This window comes from Ensifer sp. ENS02 (genome assembly GCF_014851885.1).
GTDB classification, from domain to species: Bacteria; Pseudomonadota; Alphaproteobacteria; order Rhizobiales; family Rhizobiaceae; genus Ensifer; species Ensifer adhaerens.
The window spans coordinates 158113-178404 of record NZ_JACVAO010000009.1; the positions used below are offsets into that span (position 1 = coordinate 158113).

The following is a 20292-nucleotide window of genomic DNA, read 5'->3' on the forward strand; positions in this document are numbered from 1 at the left end:
GTGCGGGATGTTGATGTCTTGCTGGGCAATTGCTCGCTAGTGCTTATCTTGCGGCTGTAGCGAGCGCGGCAAGAAATTTCATGCCGAACCGCCATATTTCATCAAGTTGTTGCATCTGTTGTATTTTATTGCATCGCACACTCGTCTTGACTTTTTGTGCAGTGCACATAAACTGAAGCCTCCAGATCAGGCCGTCACCAAGGAGACACCGGATGTTCAACTTCGACGATGCAAACAAGAAGAGCAAGGAAGCCATTGACGTGGCTGTAAAGAGCTATTCCGCTTGGACCAAGGGTCTCCAGGCTATCGCGACCGAAGCTGCCGACTTTTCGAAGAAGTCCTTCGAGGACAGCGTCGCGCATGTCGAAAAGCTGACCAGCGTCAAGAGCGTCGAGGCTGCTTTCGAACTGCAAACCAACTTCGTGAAGTCGAGCTACGAAGGCTTTGTCGCCGAAGCAACGAAGATCGGCGAAATGTATGCCGACCTCGCCAAGGACGCCTACAAGCCCTACGAAGCGCCAGTTGCCAAGGCAACGGCAGCAGTCAAGGCCGCCGCTGCAGCAGCCTGATCACCGGCTAAAACAATTTCTCAATAAAAAGGCCGGTCGCAGCGCTTGCGACCGGCCTTTTTGTTTTTCGCATAAGCTGTGCGCAGCCCAAAGAAAGTTGATCAATCTTGGCGGTCAACGTGCGATTATGATTGCAGTGTGTTGGTTCGGTCTTAAAATCTGAAAACGAACCATTAGATAAAGGGCAAGCAGGCTGCGGCCGAGTTCGATGGGTCGCTACTGTACAAGGAACTGACAAGAATGATCGCCATGCCGGTCCGGATGCAGCAAGGTAGCGATGATGAGGGGAACGGCAACAACCGCAGCACGTCCGTCATCACGCGTACCAAGCCGAAGACCAAAAAGCCGAGTTTGTATCGCGTTCTGCTTTTGAATGACGATTACACGCCGATGGAATTTGTCATCCATATTCTGGAGCGCTTCTTTCAAAAGAACCCGGAAGAGGCGACCCGCATCATGCTCCACGTCCACAATCACGGTGTGGGAGAGTGCGGCGTCTTCACCTATGAGGTCGCCGAAACCAAGGTGACGCAGGTGATGGACTTCGCCCGGCAGCATCAGCATCCGTTGCAATGCGTCATGGAAAAGAAATGAGGAACTAACGTGCCAACATTTTCGCCCAGCCTCGAAAAGGCGCTGCATCAGGCACTGACTTTTGCCAACGAGCGCCACCACGAATACGCTACGCTCGAGCATCTGCTTCTGGCATTGATCGACGATGCCGACGCGGCGGCCGTGATGGGCGCCTGCAACGTCAATCTTGAGACGCTGCGCAAGACCGTAACCGATTACGTCGACAACGAACTGTCGAACCTGGTGACCGGCTACGACGAAGATTCCAAGCCGACGGCCGGGTTCCAGCGCGTGATCCAGCGGGCGGTGATCCACGTGCAATCGTCCGGCCGCGAGGAAGTGACCGGCGCCAACGTGCTGGTCGCGATCTTCGCCGAGCGCGAAAGTCACGCAGCCTATTTCCTGCAGGAGCAGGAGATGACCCGCTACGACGCGGTCAACTTCATTTCGCACGGCATCGGCAAGCGGCCTGGCAGCTCCGAGTCCCGTCCTGTGCGCGGCTCTGACGATCATGAGAGCGAGCAGAAGCCCGCGCGCGACAACGAGGAGGCCAGCGCCAAGAAGCAGCAGGACGCGCTGACCGCCTATTGCGTCAACCTCAATGAGAAGGCGAAGTCCGGCAAGATCGACCCGCTGATCGGCCGTCACGCCGAGGTGAACCGCACCATCCAGGTGCTGTGCCGCCGCTCGAAGAACAATCCGCTCTATGTCGGGGACCCCGGCGTCGGCAAGACGGCGATCGCCGAAGGCCTTGCCAAGCGCATCATCGAAAAGAAGGTGCCGGAAGCGTTGCAGGATGCGACGATCTTCTCGCTCGACATGGGCACGCTTCTTGCCGGCACGCGCTACCGTGGCGATTTCGAAGAACGGCTGAAGCAGGTCGTCAAGGAGCTCGAGGACTATCCGGGCGCCGTGCTCTTCATCGACGAGATTCATACGGTCATCGGCGCCGGAGCTACGTCCGGCGGCGCGATGGATGCATCCAACCTTCTGAAGCCGGCGCTTTCCTCCGGCGCGATCCGCTGCATCGGTTCGACCACCTACAAGGAATACCGCCAGTTCTTCGAGAAGGATCGGGCGCTGGTCCGCCGTTTCCAGAAGATCGACGTGAACGAGCCGACGATTGCCGACGCGATCGAGATCATGAAGGGGCTGAAGCCTTATTACGAGGAATACCATCACCTGAAATACTCGAACGAGGCGATCAAGGCCGCGGTCGAGCTTTCGGCCCGCTACATCAACGACCGCAAGCTGCCGGACAAGGCGATCGACGTGATCGATGAATCCGGTGCCGCACAGATGCTGCTGCCCGCCAGCAAGCGCCGCAAGCTGATCACCGAGAAGGAGATCGAGGCGACGATCGCGACGATGGCGCGCATCCCGCCGAAGACCGTCTCCAAGGACGACGAGGCCGTGCTTGCCAATCTCGAGAGAGAGCTGCGCTCGGTTGTCTACGGCCAGGACCTGGCGATCGAGGCGCTCGCTTCGTCGATCAAGCTGGCGCGTGCCGGCCTGCGCGAACCGAACAAGCCGATCGGCTGCTACGTCTTCTCCGGCCCGACCGGCGTCGGCAAGACGGAAGTCGCCAAGCAGCTTGCGACCTCGCTCGGCGTCGAGCTCCTGCGCTTCGACATGTCGGAATACATGGAGCGGCATACGGTTTCCCGCCTGCTCGGTGCACCTCCCGGCTATGTCGGCTTCGACCAGGGCGGCCTCTTGACCGATGGCGTCGACCAGCACCCGCATTGCGTGCTGCTGCTCGACGAGATCGAGAAGGCGCATCCGGACCTGTTCAACATCCTGCTGCAGGTCATGGACCATGGCTCGCTGACGGATCACAACGGCAAGAAGATCGACTTCCGCAACGTCATCCTGATCATGACGACCAATGCCGGCGCATCGGAAATGGCCCGGGCCGCCATCGGCTTCGGTTCTTCCAAGCGTACGGGCGAAGACGAAGAGGCGCTGAACCGCCTGTTCACGCCGGAATTCCGCAACCGTCTGGATGCGGTCATTCCGTTTGCTTCGCTGCCGACACCGGTTATCCACCAGGTGGTTCAGAAGTTCGTCATGCAGCTTGAAACCCAGCTTGCCGAGCGCAACGTCACCTTCGACCTCGCGCCGGAGGCGATCGCCTGGCTTGCCGAAAAGGGCTACGACGAGAAGATGGGCGCGCGACCGCTGTCGCGTGTCATCCAGGAAAACATCAAGAAGCCGCTCGCCGATGAAATCCTCTTCGGCAAGCTGAAGAAGGGCGGTGTCGTCAAGGTGACGATCGGCACGAAGGCCGATGGCACCAAGGGCCTGCTGCTCGATGCCGTTCCTGAGACGACGCCAATCAAGCCGAAGGCGGAAGTATCCCGCCCGGCGATGAAGGCCGCCAAGCCGAAAAAGGCCGAGGACAAGGAAGAGGTGGGCGCCGAGCCTGCGCCGAAGTCCAAGCCGAAGAAGGCTGCCGCCAAGGCGTCAACGGATGACGAGGCCGGGGCGGGCGACGCGGCTCCAAGAAAGGGCCGCACGGTGCCGAAGGTGCCGCGCAAGAAGTAGCTCCCCCCGCAAGACACGTTCGACGGTGCTGGATGCAAACCATCCGGCACCGTTTTTCTTTAAAAACGAAATGAGAAGAGCCTGCGTGGTTTTTCGTCCGCGTGCCGGTCTGATAGCCTATATTCGGTCATGCTTATCCCGGACGATTCGATCCGGGGTGGTCGTAGTCGAGTTGAAAACAATCCGGAATCGCCGATGAAGAGAGAAGAAGACGAGCAATCTTCGCTCGCCTGGTTCGGGAAAGGCATGCGCGGCATTTTCAGCCTGCCGGCCTTCATTCTGATGTTGTCCTTTGTCGGCTTCTGTTCGCTGACGGCTCAGGCCGGCATCCCGGTCGAGCAGGTGGTCTTCATGGTCGGCATGGTCTGGGCGCTTCCGGCCAAGGTCATTCTCGTCAGTTCGATGATGAGCGGAGCCGGGCTCGCGACCGCGTTCCTCGCGGTCTCGCTGTCGTCCGTACGGCTGATGCCGATGGTCGCCGCGCTGATACCGGAGCTGCGCGGGTCGCGCACGCCGACTTGGCTTCTGCTCTTCCTGTCGCATTTCGTCGCGATCACCGCCTGGGTTTTCGCGATGGAGAAGGTGCCGCACGTGCCGCGCGAGCGGCGCGTCGCCTTTTTCGCGGGCTTCGGCATCACGCTGGTGGCGGCAAACATGCTGCTCGTCGCTGTCGTCTACCACTTCGTCGCCGATTTCCCGCCGATCGTTGCCGGCTGCCTTTTCTTCCTGACGCCGGTCTACTTTCTCGCCTCGATCTGGCATTCGGCGCGCCATCCCGTCGTCTATGTGGCGTTGCTCTTCGGTCTTGCAGGCGGGCCGCTGTTCTACTGGCTGTTTCCGGAATTCGACATCCTGCTCGCCGGCCTCGTCGGCGGTACGCTTGCCTGGCTCATCGAGCGCCTCTGGCGCCGTCGCAAGGAGGTGAGAGGATGACCTGGGAGGATGGTTGGTGGGCCTATGTCTTCATCGCGATTGCCGGCTGGCTGGCGACCGACATCTGGCGCTGGTTGGGCGTCATCACAGGCAACAGGCTGCGCGATGATTCCGAGGCGCTGAACTGGGTGAGGGCGGTTGCCACCGCGCTGGTCGCAGCGGTCATCGCAAAGCTTATCCTCTATCCGACCGGCGTACTCGAACAATCTCCGCTCTGGCTGCGCGCAGGTGCCGTCGCGCTCGGGGCGGCCGCCTTCTTCCTGTTCGGAAGAAAGCCGGCGATCGGGATCGCGTCAGCGATTGCCGCGTTGGCGCTGGGCCTGTGGTGGTTGGGTTTTTAGGCCGGGTGAGGTGCTTTCACCTGACCGTCGGTTAAAGAGCCGGCGCGTCGCCGGCTCCCTGGCTCCTGCGCGGATAGTGTGAGCGCGATCAGAGCGCCTGCCGAACCTTTTCGGCATTGGCAGCCAGAACGGCGCCGTCTTCCATCGTGCCGGAATGCGGCTTCAGCGGCACGCCTGCTTGCCGCGGAATGACGTGGAAGTGCAGGTGGAAGACCGATTGTCCGGCCGGTGCTTCGTTGAACTGCATGATCGTCACACCATCGGCGTCGAAAGCTTCCTTGGCGGCAACGGCCAGCTTCTGTACGGTGGCAATCAGCGCCGGCAGCGTTGCTGCATCGGCGTCGAGCAGGTTGCGCGAAGGGGATTTCGGCACCACGAGCAGATGGCCTTCTGCCTGCGGCATGACATCCATGAAGGCGATCGTCGCGTCGTCCTCGTAGACGCGGTGCGAGGGAATTTCGCCGCGCAGGATCTTGGCGAAAATGTTGTTGTCGTCGTAGCTCATTGTTCTTCCTCGTGTAATGAAGCCGGCCTTCACGAAAAGGGGGTCAGTCGTCCTGCCGTTCACCCTTTCGGAAAGGTCCGTGCTCGGCAAGAAACTCGCCCGTTTCCTCCACATCCCTGCGCTCGCGCTGAAGATAGTCGCCGACGGCGCGGGCAAGTCCCGGATGTGTGATGAAATGGGCGGAATGGGTGGTGACGGGCATGTAGCCGCGCGCAAGCTTGTGTTCGCCCTGGGCGCCAGCCTCGACCCGTTTCAGCCCCTTGGCGATCGCGAAATCGATCGCCTGGTGATAGCAGACTTCGAAATGCAGGAACGGGTGATCCTCGATGCAGCCCCAGTGGCGACCGTAGAGCGCATCGCCGCCGATGAAGTTGATCGCGCCGGCGATGTAGCGGCCGTTGCGGCGTGCCATCACCAGCAGGATATCGTCGGCCATGCGCTCGCCAATGAGCGAATAGAACGCGCGCGTCAGATAGGGGCGGCCCCATTTGCGTCCGCCGGTGTCCATGTAGAAGGCGAAGAACTCGTCCCAGATCGATTCCGTCAGGTCGCTGCCGGTCAGCCAGTCGATCGAAATGCCGTTTTCGAGCGCAGCCCTGCGCTCCTTCTTCAGCGCCTTGCGTTTGCGTGAGGCAAGGGTCTCCAGAAAATCGGCGTGGGAGCCATAGCCTTCATTGGTGAAGTGGAACTGCTGGTCTGTGCGGTGCAGGAACCCGGCGCGCTCAAGCGCAGGGATCTCGGCTTCGGGCGCGAAAGTCACATGTGCCGAAGAGACATCGTGTCTGCGGGCAAGCTCTTTCAGGCCCGCGGCAAGCGCATCCTGAACGGCGTTCGTATTTTCGTCCGGTGCCGAAAGCAGCCGTGGTCCGGTCGCAGGCGTGAAGGGGATGGAACTTTGCAGTTTCGGATAGTAGCGGCCGCCGGCGCGCTCGAAGGCGTCTGCCCAGCCGTGGTCGAAAACGTATTCGCCCTGGCTGTGGCTCTTCAGGTAGCAGACGAGGCCGCCGCGCAATTGCCCGTCGCCGCCTTCAAGCAACAGATGCTGGCCGAGCCAGCCGGTCTTGGCCGTCGCCGACCCGGACTCTTCGAGCGCCGAGAGATAGGCATGCGAGAGGAAGGGATTGTAGACGCCGCCAGGAAACGCCTTCGATGCACCGGACAGCACATTCCAGCGTGCCGCCGGTATATCGGTGAAGGATTGCGCGATGCGGAGGGTGACGGCGTCTGACATTACTTTAGGAAACCAGGGCCTCCCGCGGGTCGAAACCCTCGAAGGTCATCTGATCCGCATGGGCAAACGTGTAGGCTTCGGCCTGCCGGTCGCGCACGGTCCAGGTGATGATCGTCTTGCCGAGCGTCCGTTCCTTGGTGATGAACGAGTTCGGTAGGTGGCCGTAGTGGTAGGAGATGAAATCGAGCCCGAGTTGCATCGCTTCCTCATGCACGAAGAAGGTCTCCGGATTGGCACCTTCCGCGGTGAGGCCCAGCGGGTAGGGCGCGTCGAGCGCCTTCAGGTCCTTGAGCAGCCAGTGATCGAAGCTCATCAGTGCGACATGGCCCTTGTAGCCTTCGAGCGTTTCGAGCACGGCGGCGGCAAAGCCCTCATCGTCGCCCTTGCGGCCCTTGAGCTCGATGACGAGCGGCACCTTGCCGGCAACCAGGCGCAGCATCTGCGTCAACGTCGGCACCTTGTCCTTCGTGCCGCCGATCGCCATCAGGCCGAGTTCGCCGGCGGTGCGCGCGCGAACGTCGCCCTTGATCCCGCACAGGCGCTGGGTGTCGTCATCGTGGAAGACGACCGGAATGCTGTCGGCGGTATACTGCAGATCGCATTCGATCGCGAAACCGGCGTCGACGGCGCGGGAGAAGGCCGAAAGCGTATTCTCCCACACCTGCTTGTTCATGTCGTGATAGCCGCGATGGGCAATCGGTTGGGCCTTCAGCCAGGAAATATCAGCCATGCCGGGCACTCTGTCAGGCGATTTCGATGACGGCGTCGATCTCGACGGCGGCATTGAAGGGAAGGGAAGCCATGCCGACGGCGGCACGTGCATGCTTGCCGGCTTCACCGAGCACGGTCGCAAGCAGATTGGATGCGCCGTTGATGACCAGATGCTGCTCGACGAATTCCGGTGTCGAGGCGACGAAGCCGTTGATCTTCACCAGGCGGCGGATGCGACCGAGATCGCCGCCGAGCGCTGCCTTGGCCTGGGCAAGGATGTTGATCGAGCAGAGTTCGGCGGCGCGCTGTGCGCGGGCCACGTCCACATCCTTGCCGACGATGCCGGTCACAGCAACCTTGCCGTCTTCCATCGGAAGCTGTCCGGAGATGTAGAGCATCGAGCCGCTGATCACGTAGGGCACGTAGTTTGCAACCGGGGTCGCAGCCTGGGGAAGTGTGACGCCGAGGTCCTTGAGGCGCGCTTCGATCTCTGCCGACATGGAAAGCTCCATTGTTGTCTTTTGTGTTAAAATCCTGCATTCAGGCCGGATCGCGGCGGGCACCGGCTTTTTCCTGCGAACGCCGCCTCGCTTCTGCCGAACGCTTGTTTATAGCATTGCCGGCGAGTCCAACAGGAGGAAACGGATGTTTCATAAAGGCTTCGGTCTCGTCACTTTGGGCAGCGCCTGTTTCGCCGTCATGACAGTATCGGGCGCCACGGCGGCACACGCAAACGCCCTTGTGCCGCACCGCGCCGTCTATGATCTCGAACTCAAGGATGCATCGGATCGTTCGGGCATTGCCGGAATGTATGGTCGCATGGTCTACGAGTTCAATGGCTCGGCCTGCGCGGGCTATACCGTCAGCTTCCGTTTCGTCACCCAGGTCGATACCGGCGAGGAAGTGCGCCTGACCGATCAGCAGACGACCACCTATGAAGATCTAAAGAATGGCAATTTCCGCTTCCTGACCCGCTCTTTCACCGATGAGAAGCTGGACAAGGAAGTGCGCGGTACGGCGCATGAGGAAAAAGCGGGCGTTAAGGTCGAGCTGACTGCGCCGGACAAGCGCGAAATCGAGCTTGCGGCGAGCCGGTTTCCGACGGCGCACATGATGGAGGTGATCTCGCGAGCGAAGAAAGGCGAGAGCCTCTTTGAGGCGCGCATCTTCGACGGCTCCGATTCGGGTGACAAGACCTTGATCACCTCGACCTTCGTCGGCAAATCGCGCAAACCCACGGCGGACGAGCCGGATGCCGGCAAGGCGGGCAAGCTCAGCGGTGACAATTACTGGCCGGTGACGATCTCCTATTTCAACGATGACAAGAGCGGCGACGCGCTGCCGATCTACCGTATGTCGTTCAAGCTCTACGAGAACGGAATCACCCGCGACCTGACGATGGACTACGGCGATTTCGTCCTGAGCGGCAAGCTTGCGGACCTCGAAGTGTTCAAATCCGAGGACTGCAAATAGCCGATTGCGGTAAAAAGCGGCGTTTGCGGCTTGATTTCTCGGGCGGTTGCCGTTAAGGGGCTGCCCATTCCACACGTGAAGCTTGGGATGTTCCGGGAGAAATCCGGATCGTTCCGCCGGTGGGCCGGTCGAAAGACATGCTCGACGCTTCGCGGAGGTTCAACCGGAAAAGGAGAAAAGGCATGGCATTGCCTGATTTTAGCATGCGTCAGCTTCTGGAAGCTGGCGTTCACTTCGGCCACCAGACGCACCGCTGGAACCCGAAGATGAAGCCGTACATTTTCGGCGATCGCAACAACGTTCACATCATCGACCTCGCACAGACCGTGCCGATGCTGTCGCGCGCCCTGCAGATCGTCAGCGACACCGTTGCCAACGGCGGCCGCGTTCTGTTCGTCGGCACCAAGCGCCAGGCGTCCGAAATCATCGCTGACGCTGCGAAGCGTTCGGCCCAGTACTACGTCAACGCTCGCTGGCTCGGCGGCATGATGACCAACTGGAAGACGATTTCGAACTCGATCCAGCGCCTGCGCAAGCTCGACGAAATCCTCTCTTCGGAAGCTTCGGGCTTCACCAAGAAGGAACGCCTGAACCTCGAGCGCGAACGCGAAAAGCTGAACCGCGCTCTCGGCGGTATCCGCGACATGGGCGGCACGCCGGACCTGATGTTCATCATCGACACCAACAAGGAATCGATCGCGATCGACGAAGCCAAGCGCCTCGGCATCCCGGTTGTCGCAGTCATCGACTCGAACTGCGATCCGGACCAGATCGACTATCCGATCCCGGGCAACGACGACGCTTCGCGCGCCATCGCTCTCTACTGCGACCTCATTGCACGCGCTGCCATCGACGGCATCGCACGTCAGCAGGGCGCATCGGGCCGTGACCTCGGCGCATCTGCCGAAGCTCCGGTCGAGCCGGCGCTCGACGAGGCCTCCGACGCCTGATCGGGCCTTGGCGGCAGGTAAGCCTGCCGCCCCCAATGAAATGTCGGGACAAGGCCGTTTGTGATGAAAATCTGAACGGCCTTGTTCTTTTCAGCCGGGGATGGCGCTGATCCGTTCGGATCTTTGGAGCCGAGCAACCCCGTGATGTTTCAGTCATCACGGTGTCACATTGAAAAGCCATTCCCTGCCACACCTCCTGGTACCGCGCCCTTAAGGGCAGCGCGCCAACCAAACAGACAAAGAGGCAATAAGATGAGTGTAACTGCAGCAATGGTGAAGGAACTGCGCGAAAAGACCGGCGCAGGCATGATGGACTGCAAGAAGGCGCTCGCCGAAACCAACGGCGACATGGAAGCTGCGATCGACTGGCTGCGCGCCAAGGGCATCGCCAAGGCCGACAAGAAGTCGGGCCGCACGGCTGCTGAAGGCCTCATCGGTATTGTCAGCGGTGGCGTCAAGGCTGTCGTCGTCGAAATCAACTCCGAGACCGATTTCGTTGCCCGCAACGAAGCCTTCCAGGAACTCGTCCGCGGCGTTGCCAATGTAGCGCTGACCACCGACGGCTCGGTTGAAGCCATCGCGGCTGCAAACTACCCGGCAACCGGCAAGTCGGTCGACGAGACCATCAAGGACGCGATCGCCACCATCGGCGAGAACATGACGCTTCGCCGCGCAGCCCTCCTCAAGGTCGAAGACGGTGTTGTTGCCACCTACATCCACAACGCTGCCGGCGACGGCATCGGCAAGCTCGGTGTTCTCGTCGCCCTGAAGTCGATCGGCGACAAGGAAGTTCTCTTCTCGGTTGGCCGTCAGATCGCCATGCACATCGCTGCCACCAACCCGCTCGCGATCCGTGCGGACGAAGTCGACGCCGCTGTTGCCGAGCGCGAACGCAACGTCTTCATCGAACAGTCGCGCGCTTCGGGCAAGCCGGACAACATCATCGAAAAGATGGTCGAAGGCCGCATGCGCAAGTTCTTCGAAGAAGTCGCTCTGCTGTCGCAGGCCTTCGTCATGAACCCGGAAATCACCGTCGGTCAGGCCGTCAAGGACGCTGAAAAGCTCGCTGGCGCACCGATCGAAGTCACCGGCATGGCTCGCCTGCTACTCGGCGAAGGTGTCGAGAAGGAAGAGTCCGACTTCGCTGCAGAAGTTGCAGCCGTCGCCAAGGGCTGATTTCTTCACCCATATTGGGAAAACCTTGGGGCATCGCGTGACAACGCGGTGCCCTTCGTGTATCCGGCTTCGTCAATGCGCTGGACCCGCCGGAAAATACGCCGTTGCGGTTGAAACCATGGTGCGCAATGTGTCCTTATGCGCTGTGCGCCGCCATCGTGCGCACGCGCGCCGATCTGTTCAGGAGCGATGATGCCGGCCGAGCCACTCTACAAACGCGTTCTACTCAAAGCCTCCGGTGAAGCTCTCATGGGCAGCCAGGGCTTCGGCATCGATGTGGCGGTCGCTGACCGCATCGCCGCAGATATCGCCGAAGCGCGCGCCATGGGCGTCGAAGTGGGCGTGGTTGTCGGCGGCGGCAATATCTTCCGCGGCGTGGCCGTCGCTTCCAAGGGCGGCGACCGGGTAACCGGCGACCACATGGGCATGCTGGCAACCGTCATCAACGCGCTGGCGCTCGCAACGTCGCTGCGCAAGCTCGACATCGATACGGTCGTGCTTTCGGCAATCGCGATGCCGGAAATCTGCGAGAGCTTCTCGCAGCGCGCAACGCTCTACCATCTTTCCCTCGGCCGCGTCGTGATCTTCGCCGGCGGCACGGGCAATCCCTTCTTCACGACCGACTCTGCCGCCGCCCTTCGCGCCGCCGAAATGGGCGCGCAGGCGATCTTCAAGGGCACCCAGGTCGATGGGATCTATTCCGCCGACCCGAAGAAGGATCCGGACGCGACCCGCTTCGACCGCCTGACGCACAGCGAAGTCCTCGAGAAGGGGCTTGCCGTCATGGATGTTGCCGCCGTCGCGCTTGCACGCGAAAATGCCATTCCGATCGTTGTCTTCTCCATTCATGAGAAGGGTGGCTTTGCGGAAATATTGACCGGCGGCGGTCGCGCGACCATCGTCACAGACAATTAAGAAGCTGCAGAACGGCCCTCGGGCCGGCGAATGATAGAACGGGAGTTTCGACCATGAGTGAAGGTGTTGACCTGAAGGAACTGAAGCGTCGCATGGATGGCGCCATTTCCGCATTCAAGAGCGATATCGCGTCGCTCCGTACCGGCCGCGCGTCGGCGAACGTTCTCGATCCGGTGACCGTCGAAGCCTATGGCTCACGCGTGCCGCTCAACCAGGTGGCGAACATCACGGTTCCCGAGCCGCGCATGCTGTCCGTCTCGGTCTGGGACAAGCAGATGGTCGGCGCTGTGGATCGCGGCATTCGCGAATCGAACCTCGGCCTCAATCCGATCATCGACGGCCAGAACCTGCGCATTCCGCTGCCGGAACTCAACGAAGAGCGCCGCAAGTCGCTCGTCAAAGTGGCACATGACTACGCCGAAAAGGCGAAGGTCGCCGTGCGCCACGTGCGCCGTGACGGCATGGACGACCTGAAAAAAGCCGAAAAGGATGGCGACATCGGTCAGGATATCAGCCGTTCTCAGTCGGAGCGCGTGCAAAAGATGACCGACGAAACGATTTCCGATATCGACCGCTTGCTCGTCGAGAAGGAAAAGGAAATCATGCAGGTCTGATCTGCTCTGCTCGTGATCTGAGTCTCCTTTCGCGGACGCCTTATGCAAAACCTCACTTCCACGACCGTTCCGGAACATGTTGCCATCATCATGGATGGCAACGGGCGTTGGGCGAACGCGCGTGGGCTGCCGCGCACGATGGGGCACCGCAAGGGTGTCGAGACCGTTCGCGCCGCCGTCAAGACGGCGGGCGACTTGGGGATCCGCTACCTCACGCTTTTTGCATTTTCCTCGGAAAACTGGAGCAGGCCGGCGGCGGAAGTCAGCGATCTGATGGGGCTGCTCAAGACCTTCATCCGCCGGGATCTTGCCGATCTGCACCGCGAGAATGTCCGCATCCGAGTCATCGGTGACCGCTCCAACCTCAGAGGCGACATTCTACCGTTGCTGGTGGAGGCGGAGGAAACGACGCGGGCAAATACCGGGATTACGCTCGTCATTGCCTTCAATTACGGCGCCCGGGACGAAATGACACGAGCCATGCGGCGGCTGGCGACGGAAGTCGCCGAAGGACGCTTGCGGCCGGAAGACATCAACCCCGAGCGTATCGCGGCGATGCTGGACACGTCGGACATTCCCGATCCGGACCTTATCATCCGCACCAGCGGCGAAGAGCGTCTCTCGAATTTCCTTCTTTGGCAGGGCGCTTATTCGGAACTGATCTTCGTTCCGGAGTTGTGGCCGGACTTTACGCGCGAAACGTTCCTGGCGGCGCTTGAAAAATACGCCTGCCGCGAGCGCCGCTTCGGCGGCGTCGCCGAGCCCACGTTGGCGGTCGGTTCCTGATGCAGACTGAACTTAAGCTTCGTATCGCTTCGGGCGTGGTCCTCGCAGCGGTGACACTGGCGGCGACCTGGTTCGGCGGTTTGGCGTTTCAGTTGCTGTCGGCGCTGATTGCGCTGCTCGTCTATTATGAGTGGTCGACGATCACGGACCTCCAGGAGCGGGATTTCCAAGGCAATGCCGTTGGCTGGCTGGCCGTCGTGATCATCGCCGGCCTGATCGTGACCGGCTATATCGGCTACAGCCTTCCGGTCCTGACCGCTTTTGTAGTTCTCACTGTCCTTTGGGTATTTCTGCAGAAGACCAGTTGGTGGCTGCCGGGTGGCATCGCCTACGCCGGGCTGACCGGCATTTCGCTTGCGGCCCTTCGCGGCGCCGACGATCTTGGTTTGATGGCGACGCTGTTCGTCTTTGCCGTCGTCTGGGCGACCGACATCTTCGCCTATTTTACCGGCCGCGCGATCGGTGGACCGAAGCTCGCGCCACGCATATCGCCCGGCAAGACATGGTCGGGTGCCATCGGTGGCACAATTTGCGGCATTGTTGCCGGTGTTGCCGTCTTTATGGCTTATTTTTCACTGCAAGATCTCCGCATTCCGATCATTGCGCTGGTGCTCTCCGTCGCCAGCCAGGTGGGAGACTTGTTCGAATCCTTCATCAAGCGCCGTTTTGGGGTGAAGGATTCCAGCCGTCTCATTCCGGGGCATGGCGGCGTTATGGATCGGGTCGACGGGTTGATTTTCGCGTGTGTCGCGGCGTTGATTCTGGTCATGGTTCAGTATTTCGTCAGCGATGGGCGCCAGATCGCTTTCGGATCCGTCCTGTATAGCCTTTGAGCTTAGGCCCGCGGGTGCTTGAGGAACGTTCATGACATATCTGCTTGATGCCCTCCAGATTCTGACCGGCTACGTCGTCCCATTTCTTCTGGTGCTGACGCTGCTGGTCTTTGTGCACGAGATGGGCCACTACCTCGTCGGCCGCTGGTCGGGCATCCGCATTCTGGCTTTTTCGATCGGCTTTGGCCCTGAGCTCGTCGGCTGGACCGACCGGCACGGAACGCGGTGGAAACTGGCGGCGATTCCCCTTGGCGGTTACGTCAAGTTCTACGGCGATGAGGATGCGGCGAGCGTGCCGGACTACAAGCGCCTGGAGGCGCTGGCGCCGGAAGAGCGCAGCCAGACCTTCCTCGGCGCCAAATTGTGGAAGCGTGCGGCAACCGTCGCCGCCGGACCGATCGCAAACTTCATTCTCGCCATCGCCATCTTTGCCGTGCTGTTTTCCGTCTACGGGCGTCAGGTCGCCGATCCGGTGGTTGCGCGGGTGAATGAGAACAGTGCTGCTGCGCAAGCCGGTGTCGTGCCGGGAGACCGTCTGATTTCGATCGACGGCACGCCCGTCGTCACCTTCGACGACGTTCGCCGCTACGTCAGTGTTCGCCCGGAAATGCCGATTTCGATCCGAATCGAACGCAACGGCGCGATGCTCGATCTGTCCATGGTGCCGCAGCGTACCGAGCTCACGGATCAGTTTGGCAACAAGATGGAAATCGGCGTCATCGGTATCCTGACCGACCAGGAAGCCGGCAATTTCCGCACGGTCAGCTATGGTCCGATCGAGGCCGTCGGGCAGGGCGTCCTGCAAAGCTGGCACGTTGTCACCGGTACTTTCGACTATCTCTCCAATGTCGTGACCGGTCGGATGAAGGCGGATCAGATCGGTGGACCGATCCGCGTCGCCAAGGTCTCGGGGCAGATGGCGACGCTTGGAATTCCGTTTTTGCTGAATATTGCCGCGATCCTGTCTGTTTCCATAGGATTGCTTAACCTCATGCCCGTTCCGGTGCTTGATGGCGGCCACTTGATGTTCTATGCGGTTGAGGCCTTGCGCGGAAGGCCGGTGGGCCCGGCCGCGCAGGATGTCGCCTACCGGATCGGTTTTGCCATGGTGCTGATGCTCATGGTCTTTGCCACCTGGAACGACATATCGATGTTCTTCGGCTAGCGTTCGGCCGGGGAAACGGCGAGGGGGATTTCGACGGATACTGTGAACGATTGGTTTTCAACGGCTTGCGACGAAAGGTTTTGTTTACGATAAATCGAAGCTGTAGTGGCCGTTAAGCCACGGTTCGAATTGAAGTAAACAGAAATTAACGAGCTGGCTTGCTTGTATGGGAAAAGCGGTTAAAACGGCAACCGTGACCGGAGTCGGCACGAAATTGCCGCGCGACGTTTGGAAAAGGTAAGATTTGAACATGAAAGCTGGTTCAAGGTTTTTGAACGCGGTGTCGGCGGCTGCGCTGTCAACAAGCATTGTTGTTTCCGGCGCTGGTGTTGGGTTGCTCGCAGGCACGTCCGTTGCAGAAGCTGCGGTCATCAATCGTGTCGAAGTGCGCGGCGCCACGCGCGTCAGCGCTGAGACGGTTCGCGCCAACATCACGATCGTTCCGGGCAAGAGCTTCAACAACACCGACATCGACGCTTCTGTGAAGCGCCTGTATGCGACCGGCTACTTCTCCGACGTCAGCATCAATGTTTCCGGCGGCACGCTGGTCGTCAGCGTCAGCGAGAATCAGCTTGTCAACCAGGTCGTCTTCAACGGCAACCGCAAGATCAAGGACGACAAGCTGCAGGGCGTCGTGCGCACGCAGCCGCTCGGTCCTTACAGCGAAGCGACGGTCGAGACGGACATCCAGTCGATCAAGGACGCCTATGCGGCGATCGGTCGTGGCGATGTCACGGTGACGACGCAGGTCGTTCCTGTCGCCGAAGGTCGCGTCAACCTCGCGTTCGTCATCAACGAAGGCGAGCGCACCAAGATTTCTCAGATCAACTTCGTCGGCAACGAGGCCTACAGCGACGGTCGTCTGCAGTCGGTCATCGCGACGAAGGAATCGGGCATCTTCTCCTTCATTACGCGGAAGGACGTCTACAATCCTGACAAGCTGCGCGCGGACGAAGAACTGCTACGTCAGTTCTACTACAACCGCGGCTACGCCGACTTCCAGGTCGTTACTTCGGATGCGACCCTGAATGAAGCGACCAACGAATACACGGTGACGATCACAGTCGAAGAAGGTCCGCGCTACGACTTTGGTTCCGTCAATGTCGAATCGACCGTTGAGGGCATCAACGCCGAAGAACTGAAGGGGCTTATCGTCAGCCGTCAGGGTTCGGTCTACAAGGCCAAGGACGTTCAGGCGACGATGACCGAGATCTCGAAGCGCGTCGCTTCGGCTGGCTACCCGTTCGCTCGCGTCACGCCTCGCGGCAACCGCGATCTCGGCAACCACACGATCGCCGTCGACTACCTCGTCGACCAGGGCGAGCGCGCCTATGTCGAGCGTATCGAAATCCGCGGCAACACCCGTACCCGCGACTACGTTATCCGTCGCGAGTTCGACATGGGTGAAGGCGACGCCTTCAACCAGGAAATGGTAGCGCGCGCCAAGCGTCGTCTCGAGGCTCTCGGTTACTTCTCGACTGTCAACGTTTCGACCGCTCCGGGCAGCGCCGCTGACCGTGTTGTCGTGATCGTCGACGTACAGGATCAGTCGACCGGTTCGTTCGGTATCGGTGCAGGTTACTCCGCCGGTAGCGGTGGTGGCTTCCTCGTCGAAGCTTCGATCGAAGAAAAGAACTTCCTCGGCCGTGGTCAGTACATCCGCGTTGCCGCTGGTCGTGGTGACGAGAGCCGCACGTACAACGTTTCGTTCACGGAGCCGTATTTCCTCGGCTATCGTCTGGCCGCAGGCTTCGACGTCTTCAAGAACGAAAACGACTTCGATGACGACAACTACAGCTACGAAGATCAGGGCTTCAGCCTGCGCGTGACCGCGCCGATCACCGAGAACCTGTCGACGACGCTGCGTTACAACTTCACGCAGTTCGATTATAGCGGTGACCGGTCGAAGCTTTCGTCGCCCTACATTCGTGCGATCGACGGCGGCAACTGGGTCCGTTCGTCGGTGTCGCAGTCGATCACCTACAACACGCTCGACGATGCGCAGCTGCCGCATGACGGCATTCTTGCGACCTTCACGCATGAATTCGCCGGCCTCGGCGGTGACTCCGACTTCTACAAGATGACCGGTAAGGCCAAGTGGTACTACACGGTCAACGACGAAGCCGACATCATCGCTTCGCTCGGCGGTAGCGCCGGCCATATCTTCGAGACCGGTAGCGATCTGCAGGTCTTCGACCAGTTCCAGCTCGGCACCAGCGACATCCGCGGCTTCGAGCGGAACGGTATCGGCCCGCGCGAAAAGCAATCGGGTGACTCGCTCGGTGGTACGACCTATTTCACGGCTTCGGCCGAGGCGACGTTCCCGCTTCCGGGTATCCCGCGTGACAGCGGCTTCCGCGGTGCGGTCTTCGCTGACGCAGGAACGCTCTACAGCAACAAGGTCGCGCTCACCGGTCCTGGTGAATCGGTCCAGGGCAACGACGCCTCGCTGCGCGCCTCGGTCGGTATTGGTCTGATCTGGGCTTCGCCCTTCGGTCCGCTGCGAGTCGACTACGCATGGCCGGTTGCCAAGGAAGATTTCGACCGGGTTCAGAACCTGAAGTTCGGTATTTCGTCGTCGTTCTGATAAGAAGCAGTCCAGAACTGCCAGAAAAGATCGTTCTGGAGTGTACATGGAACAGAACTGGTTTTTTCCGCCCCACGATGGGATCCGCTTGGGCGACCTGGCGGATCGAATTGGGGCGGAGTTGGTTGATGTCGCGGTCGTTGACCGCGCCGTCCGCTCCGTAGCGCCGGTCTATCGGGCAAAGCCCGGTGACGTCTGCTATATGTTGTCTCGCAAGAGCCGTGCCGAACTCGAAACGTGTGAGGCATCGGCGATCATTTGCGATAAGACGATTTCGTCTCTCGTCCCTGCACATATTCCCGTCCTTTTGACAGCGCGCCCGCACACGGCCTTTGCGCTTGCCGGCACGTTGTTGCACGAGATTGCGATGCGTCCGGCTCGCAATACGAGCCTGCGCGGCATCGCGCCTGGCGCGTTCGTGGATCCAACCGCGCGGCTTGAAGACGATGTCGAGGTCGAACCGACCGCTGTGGTTGGTGCTGGCGCCGAGATCGGCCGCGGCACGCGGATCGCGGCCGGCGCGGTCATCGGCCCAGGCGTGCGAATCGGTCGCGAGTGCACGATTGCCGCAGGTGCAAGCGTGCTTTGCGCTCTCGTCGGCAACAGCGTGATCATTCACCCCGGCGCTCGCATCGGTCAGGACGGCTTCGGCTATGCGCCGGGTCCGAAAGGCGGGATGATCAAGATCGTTCAGGTCGGACGGGTGATCATTCAGGATCATGTCGAGATCGGCGCGAATACGACGATCGACCGTGGCACGATGGATGATACGGTGATCGGCGAGGGCACGAAGATCGACAATCTCGTTCAGATCGGTCACAACGTGCGCATCGGTCGCTATTGCGGCATCGTTAGCGGGGTCGGCATCGCCGGCAGTACGAAGATCGGCGACGGTGTCATGATCGGGGGCGGCAGCGGCGTCAATGGCCATATCACCGTTGGTGATGGCGTCCAGATCGCCGCCATGAGCGGCGTGGCGGCTGATGTTCCCGCCGGCGAACGGTACGGTGGTATCCCAGCGCGCCCGATGCGTGATTTCCTGCGCGACGTTGCGGAAATGGCGATGCGGGCAGAGGAAAGACAGAAAAAGAAGAAGGGCGGCGCGAATGAGTGAAGCAGCAACGGTTCTCGGCACGGCGGATATTCAGGAAATCCTGAAACTGCTTCCCCATCGCTACCCATTTCTGCTCGTCGATCGCATCATCGAGATCGACGGCGACAATTCGGCGATCGGCATCAAGAACGTTTCGGCGAACGAGCCGCATTTCACCGGCCACTTCCCGGAGCAGCCGATCATGCCGGGCGTCCTGCTGGTCGAGGGCATGGCACAGACCGCCGGCGCGATCTGCGCCCGCAAGGTGGGAACCGGCACGAACCTGGTCTATTTCATGACCATCGACAATGCCCGTTTCCGCAAGCCGGTCGTGCCTGGAGATCGCGTCGAATTCCATGTCGTGAAGCAGAAGCAGCGCGGCAATATCTGGAAATTTCACTGTGACGCAAAAGTTGACGGGCAACTTGTCGCAGAAGCTGATATCGGCGCGATGATAGTCAGCAAGGAAGACGCCTGAACATGATTGCAGCATCTGCGAAGATCCACCCGTCCTCGATCGTCGAGAGCGGTGCTGTGATCGGCGAGAACGTCAAGATCGGCCCGTTTTGCTACATCGGGCCGAAAGTCGTTCTGGGCGACGATATCGAGCTTCTCAGCCATGTCGTGGTGATCGGCCGGACGTCCGTCGGCAAGGGAACGAAGATTTTCCCGAACGCCGTGGTCGGCGGTGATTCTCAGAGCGTTCACCACAGCGCCGTCGATACCGAGCTTCTGATCGGCACCAATTGCACGATCCGTGAAGGCGTGACGATGAACACCGGAACCGTCGAGCATGGCGGTAAGACGGTCGTCGGCGATAACAATCTCTTTCTCGCCAACTCGCACGTGGCGCATGATTGCCGCCTCGGCAGCAACATCATCCTATCCAACAATGTGATGCTGGCGGGCCACGTCACGGTCGAAGATCGCGTCATTCTCGGCGGCGGCTGTGCGGTCCACCAGTTCACCCGCGTCGGCCGTCAGGCCTTTGTCGGCGGCCTGTCGGCTGTCAGCTACGACGTCATTCCCTATGGCATGCTCAACGGCAATCCCGGCCTGCTGAGCGGTCTGAATGTCGTCGGCATGAGCCGGGCTGGCATCGATCGTGCAACGATCCATGTGGTTCGCCGCGCCTACAAGCAGATCTTCGAAGGGCCGGAATCGATCCGCGCCAATGCCGCAGCGATTCGCGAAGACTATATGGATTGCGCGCCGGTCATGGAAATCCTCGATTTCATCGGCGCCGAGAGCGACCGCGCGCTATCTTCGCCGCAACGCGGCAAGGCCTGA

Annotated in this window: 22 protein-coding genes; 17 read left to right on the top strand and 5 right to left on the bottom strand. The window is 60.5% G+C overall.

Features of this window, described 5'->3' with window-relative positions; translation table 11 throughout:
• The first annotated feature begins 212 nt into the window (after window positions 1–212).
• The 5 genes from IB262_RS20355 to IB262_RS20375 all read left to right on the top strand — a co-directional run bounded on the left by IB262_RS20355 (window position 213) and on the right by IB262_RS20375 (window position 4963).
• The gene (locus IB262_RS20355) at window positions 213–569 is read left to right on the top strand and encodes a phasin family protein (RefSeq protein ID WP_034796735.1); all 357 of its coding nucleotides are present in this window, start codon (window positions 213–215) and stop codon (window positions 567–569) included.
• Between the two features lie 240 nt (window positions 570–809).
• Window positions 810–1163 carry an ATP-dependent Clp protease adapter ClpS gene (clpS, locus tag IB262_RS20360; protein WP_043622145.1) on the top strand — a complete coding sequence of 118 codons (354 nt, stop codon included), beginning with the start codon at window positions 810–812 and terminating at the stop codon, window positions 1161–1163.
• A gap of 9 nt (window positions 1164–1172) precedes the next feature.
• Window positions 1173–3689, top strand: a complete 2517-nt coding sequence (gene clpA, locus IB262_RS20365) for an ATP-dependent Clp protease ATP-binding subunit ClpA (RefSeq protein WP_034796722.1) — start codon at window positions 1173–1175, stop codon at window positions 3687–3689.
• 195 nt (window positions 3690–3884) lie between these two features.
• Entirely contained in the window at window positions 3885–4622 is a 738-nt protein-coding gene (locus tag IB262_RS20370) for an AzlC family ABC transporter permease (RefSeq protein WP_034796721.1), read from the top strand.
• Complete coding sequence (locus IB262_RS20375; protein WP_112976430.1) at window positions 4619–4963, top strand: AzlD domain-containing protein; 345 nt, start codon at window positions 4619–4621, stop codon at window positions 4961–4963. Before IB262_RS20370 ends, IB262_RS20375 begins: the two co-directional genes overlap by 4 nt.
• A gap of 88 nt (window positions 4964–5051) precedes the next feature.
• Here IB262_RS20375 and IB262_RS20380 read toward each other — a convergent pair whose 3' ends face one another.
• Genes IB262_RS20380 through IB262_RS20395 form a run of 4 tightly spaced genes read right to left on the bottom strand, consistent with a single transcriptional unit; the run spans window position 5052 to window position 7910 of the window.
• Window positions 5052–5468, bottom strand: coding sequence for an HIT family protein (locus IB262_RS20380; protein WP_034796718.1), 417 nt, complete (start codon window positions 5466–5468; stop codon window positions 5052–5054).
• Window positions 5469–5511: 43 nt separating this feature from the next.
• Entirely contained in the window at window positions 5512–6699 is a 1188-nt protein-coding gene (locus tag IB262_RS20385) for a GNAT family N-acetyltransferase (RefSeq protein ID WP_034796717.1), read from the bottom strand.
• Between the two features lie 4 nt (window positions 6700–6703).
• Complete coding sequence (locus IB262_RS20390; protein ID WP_060516956.1) at window positions 6704–7429, bottom strand: glycerophosphodiester phosphodiesterase; 726 nt, start codon at window positions 7427–7429, stop codon at window positions 6704–6706.
• A 13-nt stretch (window positions 7430–7442) separates the two neighbouring features.
• A complete protein-coding gene (locus IB262_RS20395) occupies window positions 7443–7910 on the bottom strand; it encodes a RidA family protein (protein WP_043622203.1) in 468 nt (155 codons plus the stop codon).
• Between the two features lie 145 nt (window positions 7911–8055).
• Here IB262_RS20395 and IB262_RS20400 point away from each other — a divergent pair, with 145 nt between their 5' ends.
• The 8 genes from IB262_RS20400 (at window position 8056) to rseP (ending at window position 15322) form a co-directional block, all read left to right on the top strand.
• The gene (locus IB262_RS20400; protein WP_034796712.1) at window positions 8056–8883 is read left to right on the top strand and encodes a cell envelope integrity EipB family protein; all 828 of its coding nucleotides are present in this window, start codon (window positions 8056–8058) and stop codon (window positions 8881–8883) included.
• A gap of 182 nt (window positions 8884–9065) precedes the next feature.
• Window positions 9066–9833 (top strand): 30S ribosomal protein S2, encoded by a 768-nt coding sequence (gene rpsB, locus IB262_RS20405; RefSeq protein WP_034796710.1) that lies wholly within the window; start codon window positions 9066–9068, stop codon window positions 9831–9833.
• A gap of 252 nt (window positions 9834–10085) precedes the next feature.
• The gene (tsf, locus tag IB262_RS20410; protein ID WP_034796708.1) at window positions 10086–11009 is read left to right on the top strand and encodes a translation elongation factor Ts; all 924 of its coding nucleotides are present in this window, start codon (window positions 10086–10088) and stop codon (window positions 11007–11009) included.
• Window positions 11010–11201: 192 nt separating this feature from the next.
• Window positions 11202–11924 carry a UMP kinase gene (gene pyrH, locus IB262_RS20415; protein WP_034796706.1) on the top strand — a complete coding sequence of 241 codons (723 nt, stop codon included), beginning with the start codon at window positions 11202–11204 and terminating at the stop codon, window positions 11922–11924.
• 53 nt (window positions 11925–11977) lie between these two features.
• Window positions 11978–12538 carry a ribosome recycling factor gene (gene frr / locus IB262_RS20420; protein ID WP_034796704.1) on the top strand — a complete coding sequence of 187 codons (561 nt, stop codon included), beginning with the start codon at window positions 11978–11980 and terminating at the stop codon, window positions 12536–12538.
• 42 nt (window positions 12539–12580) lie between these two features.
• A complete protein-coding gene (locus IB262_RS20425; RefSeq protein WP_060585290.1) occupies window positions 12581–13324 on the top strand; it encodes an isoprenyl transferase in 744 nt (247 codons plus the stop codon).
• The gene (locus IB262_RS20430) at window positions 13324–14157 is read left to right on the top strand and encodes a phosphatidate cytidylyltransferase (RefSeq protein ID WP_112976431.1); all 834 of its coding nucleotides are present in this window, start codon (window positions 13324–13326) and stop codon (window positions 14155–14157) included. Before IB262_RS20425 ends, IB262_RS20430 begins: the two co-directional genes overlap by 1 nt.
• 31 nt (window positions 14158–14188) lie before the next feature.
• Complete coding sequence (gene rseP, locus IB262_RS20435; protein WP_090295657.1) at window positions 14189–15322, top strand: RIP metalloprotease RseP; 1134 nt, start codon at window positions 14189–14191, stop codon at window positions 15320–15322.
• A gap of 84 nt (window positions 15323–15406) precedes the next feature.
• Here rseP and IB262_RS20440 read toward each other — a convergent pair whose 3' ends face one another.
• On the bottom strand, window positions 15407–15631 hold the full coding sequence (locus IB262_RS20440) for a hypothetical protein (protein WP_162728816.1): 225 nt from the start codon (window positions 15629–15631) through the stop codon (window positions 15407–15409).
• Here IB262_RS20440 and bamA point away from each other — a divergent pair.
• Genes bamA through lpxA form a run of 4 tightly spaced genes read left to right on the top strand, consistent with a single transcriptional unit; the run spans window position 15573 to window position 20292 of the window.
• Window positions 15573–17909: an outer membrane protein assembly factor BamA gene (gene bamA, locus IB262_RS20445; protein WP_060607504.1), complete on the top strand. Its 2337-nt coding sequence runs from the start codon at window positions 15573–15575 to the stop codon at window positions 17907–17909. The two genes, IB262_RS20440 and bamA, sit on opposite strands and share 59 nt — an antisense overlap.
• Before the next feature lie 46 nt (window positions 17910–17955).
• On the top strand, window positions 17956–19023 hold the full coding sequence (gene lpxD / locus IB262_RS20450) for a UDP-3-O-(3-hydroxymyristoyl)glucosamine N-acyltransferase (RefSeq protein WP_112771565.1): 1068 nt from the start codon (window positions 17956–17958) through the stop codon (window positions 19021–19023).
• On the top strand, window positions 19016–19480 hold the full coding sequence (gene fabZ, locus IB262_RS20455; protein WP_034796695.1) for a 3-hydroxyacyl-ACP dehydratase FabZ: 465 nt from the start codon (window positions 19016–19018) through the stop codon (window positions 19478–19480). Before lpxD ends, fabZ begins: the two co-directional genes overlap by 8 nt.
• The gene (gene lpxA / locus IB262_RS20460; protein WP_060607473.1) at window positions 19477–20292 is read left to right on the top strand and encodes an acyl-ACP--UDP-N-acetylglucosamine O-acyltransferase; all 816 of its coding nucleotides are present in this window, start codon (window positions 19477–19479) and stop codon (window positions 20290–20292) included. The genes fabZ and lpxA overlap by 4 nt, the downstream gene beginning before the upstream one ends.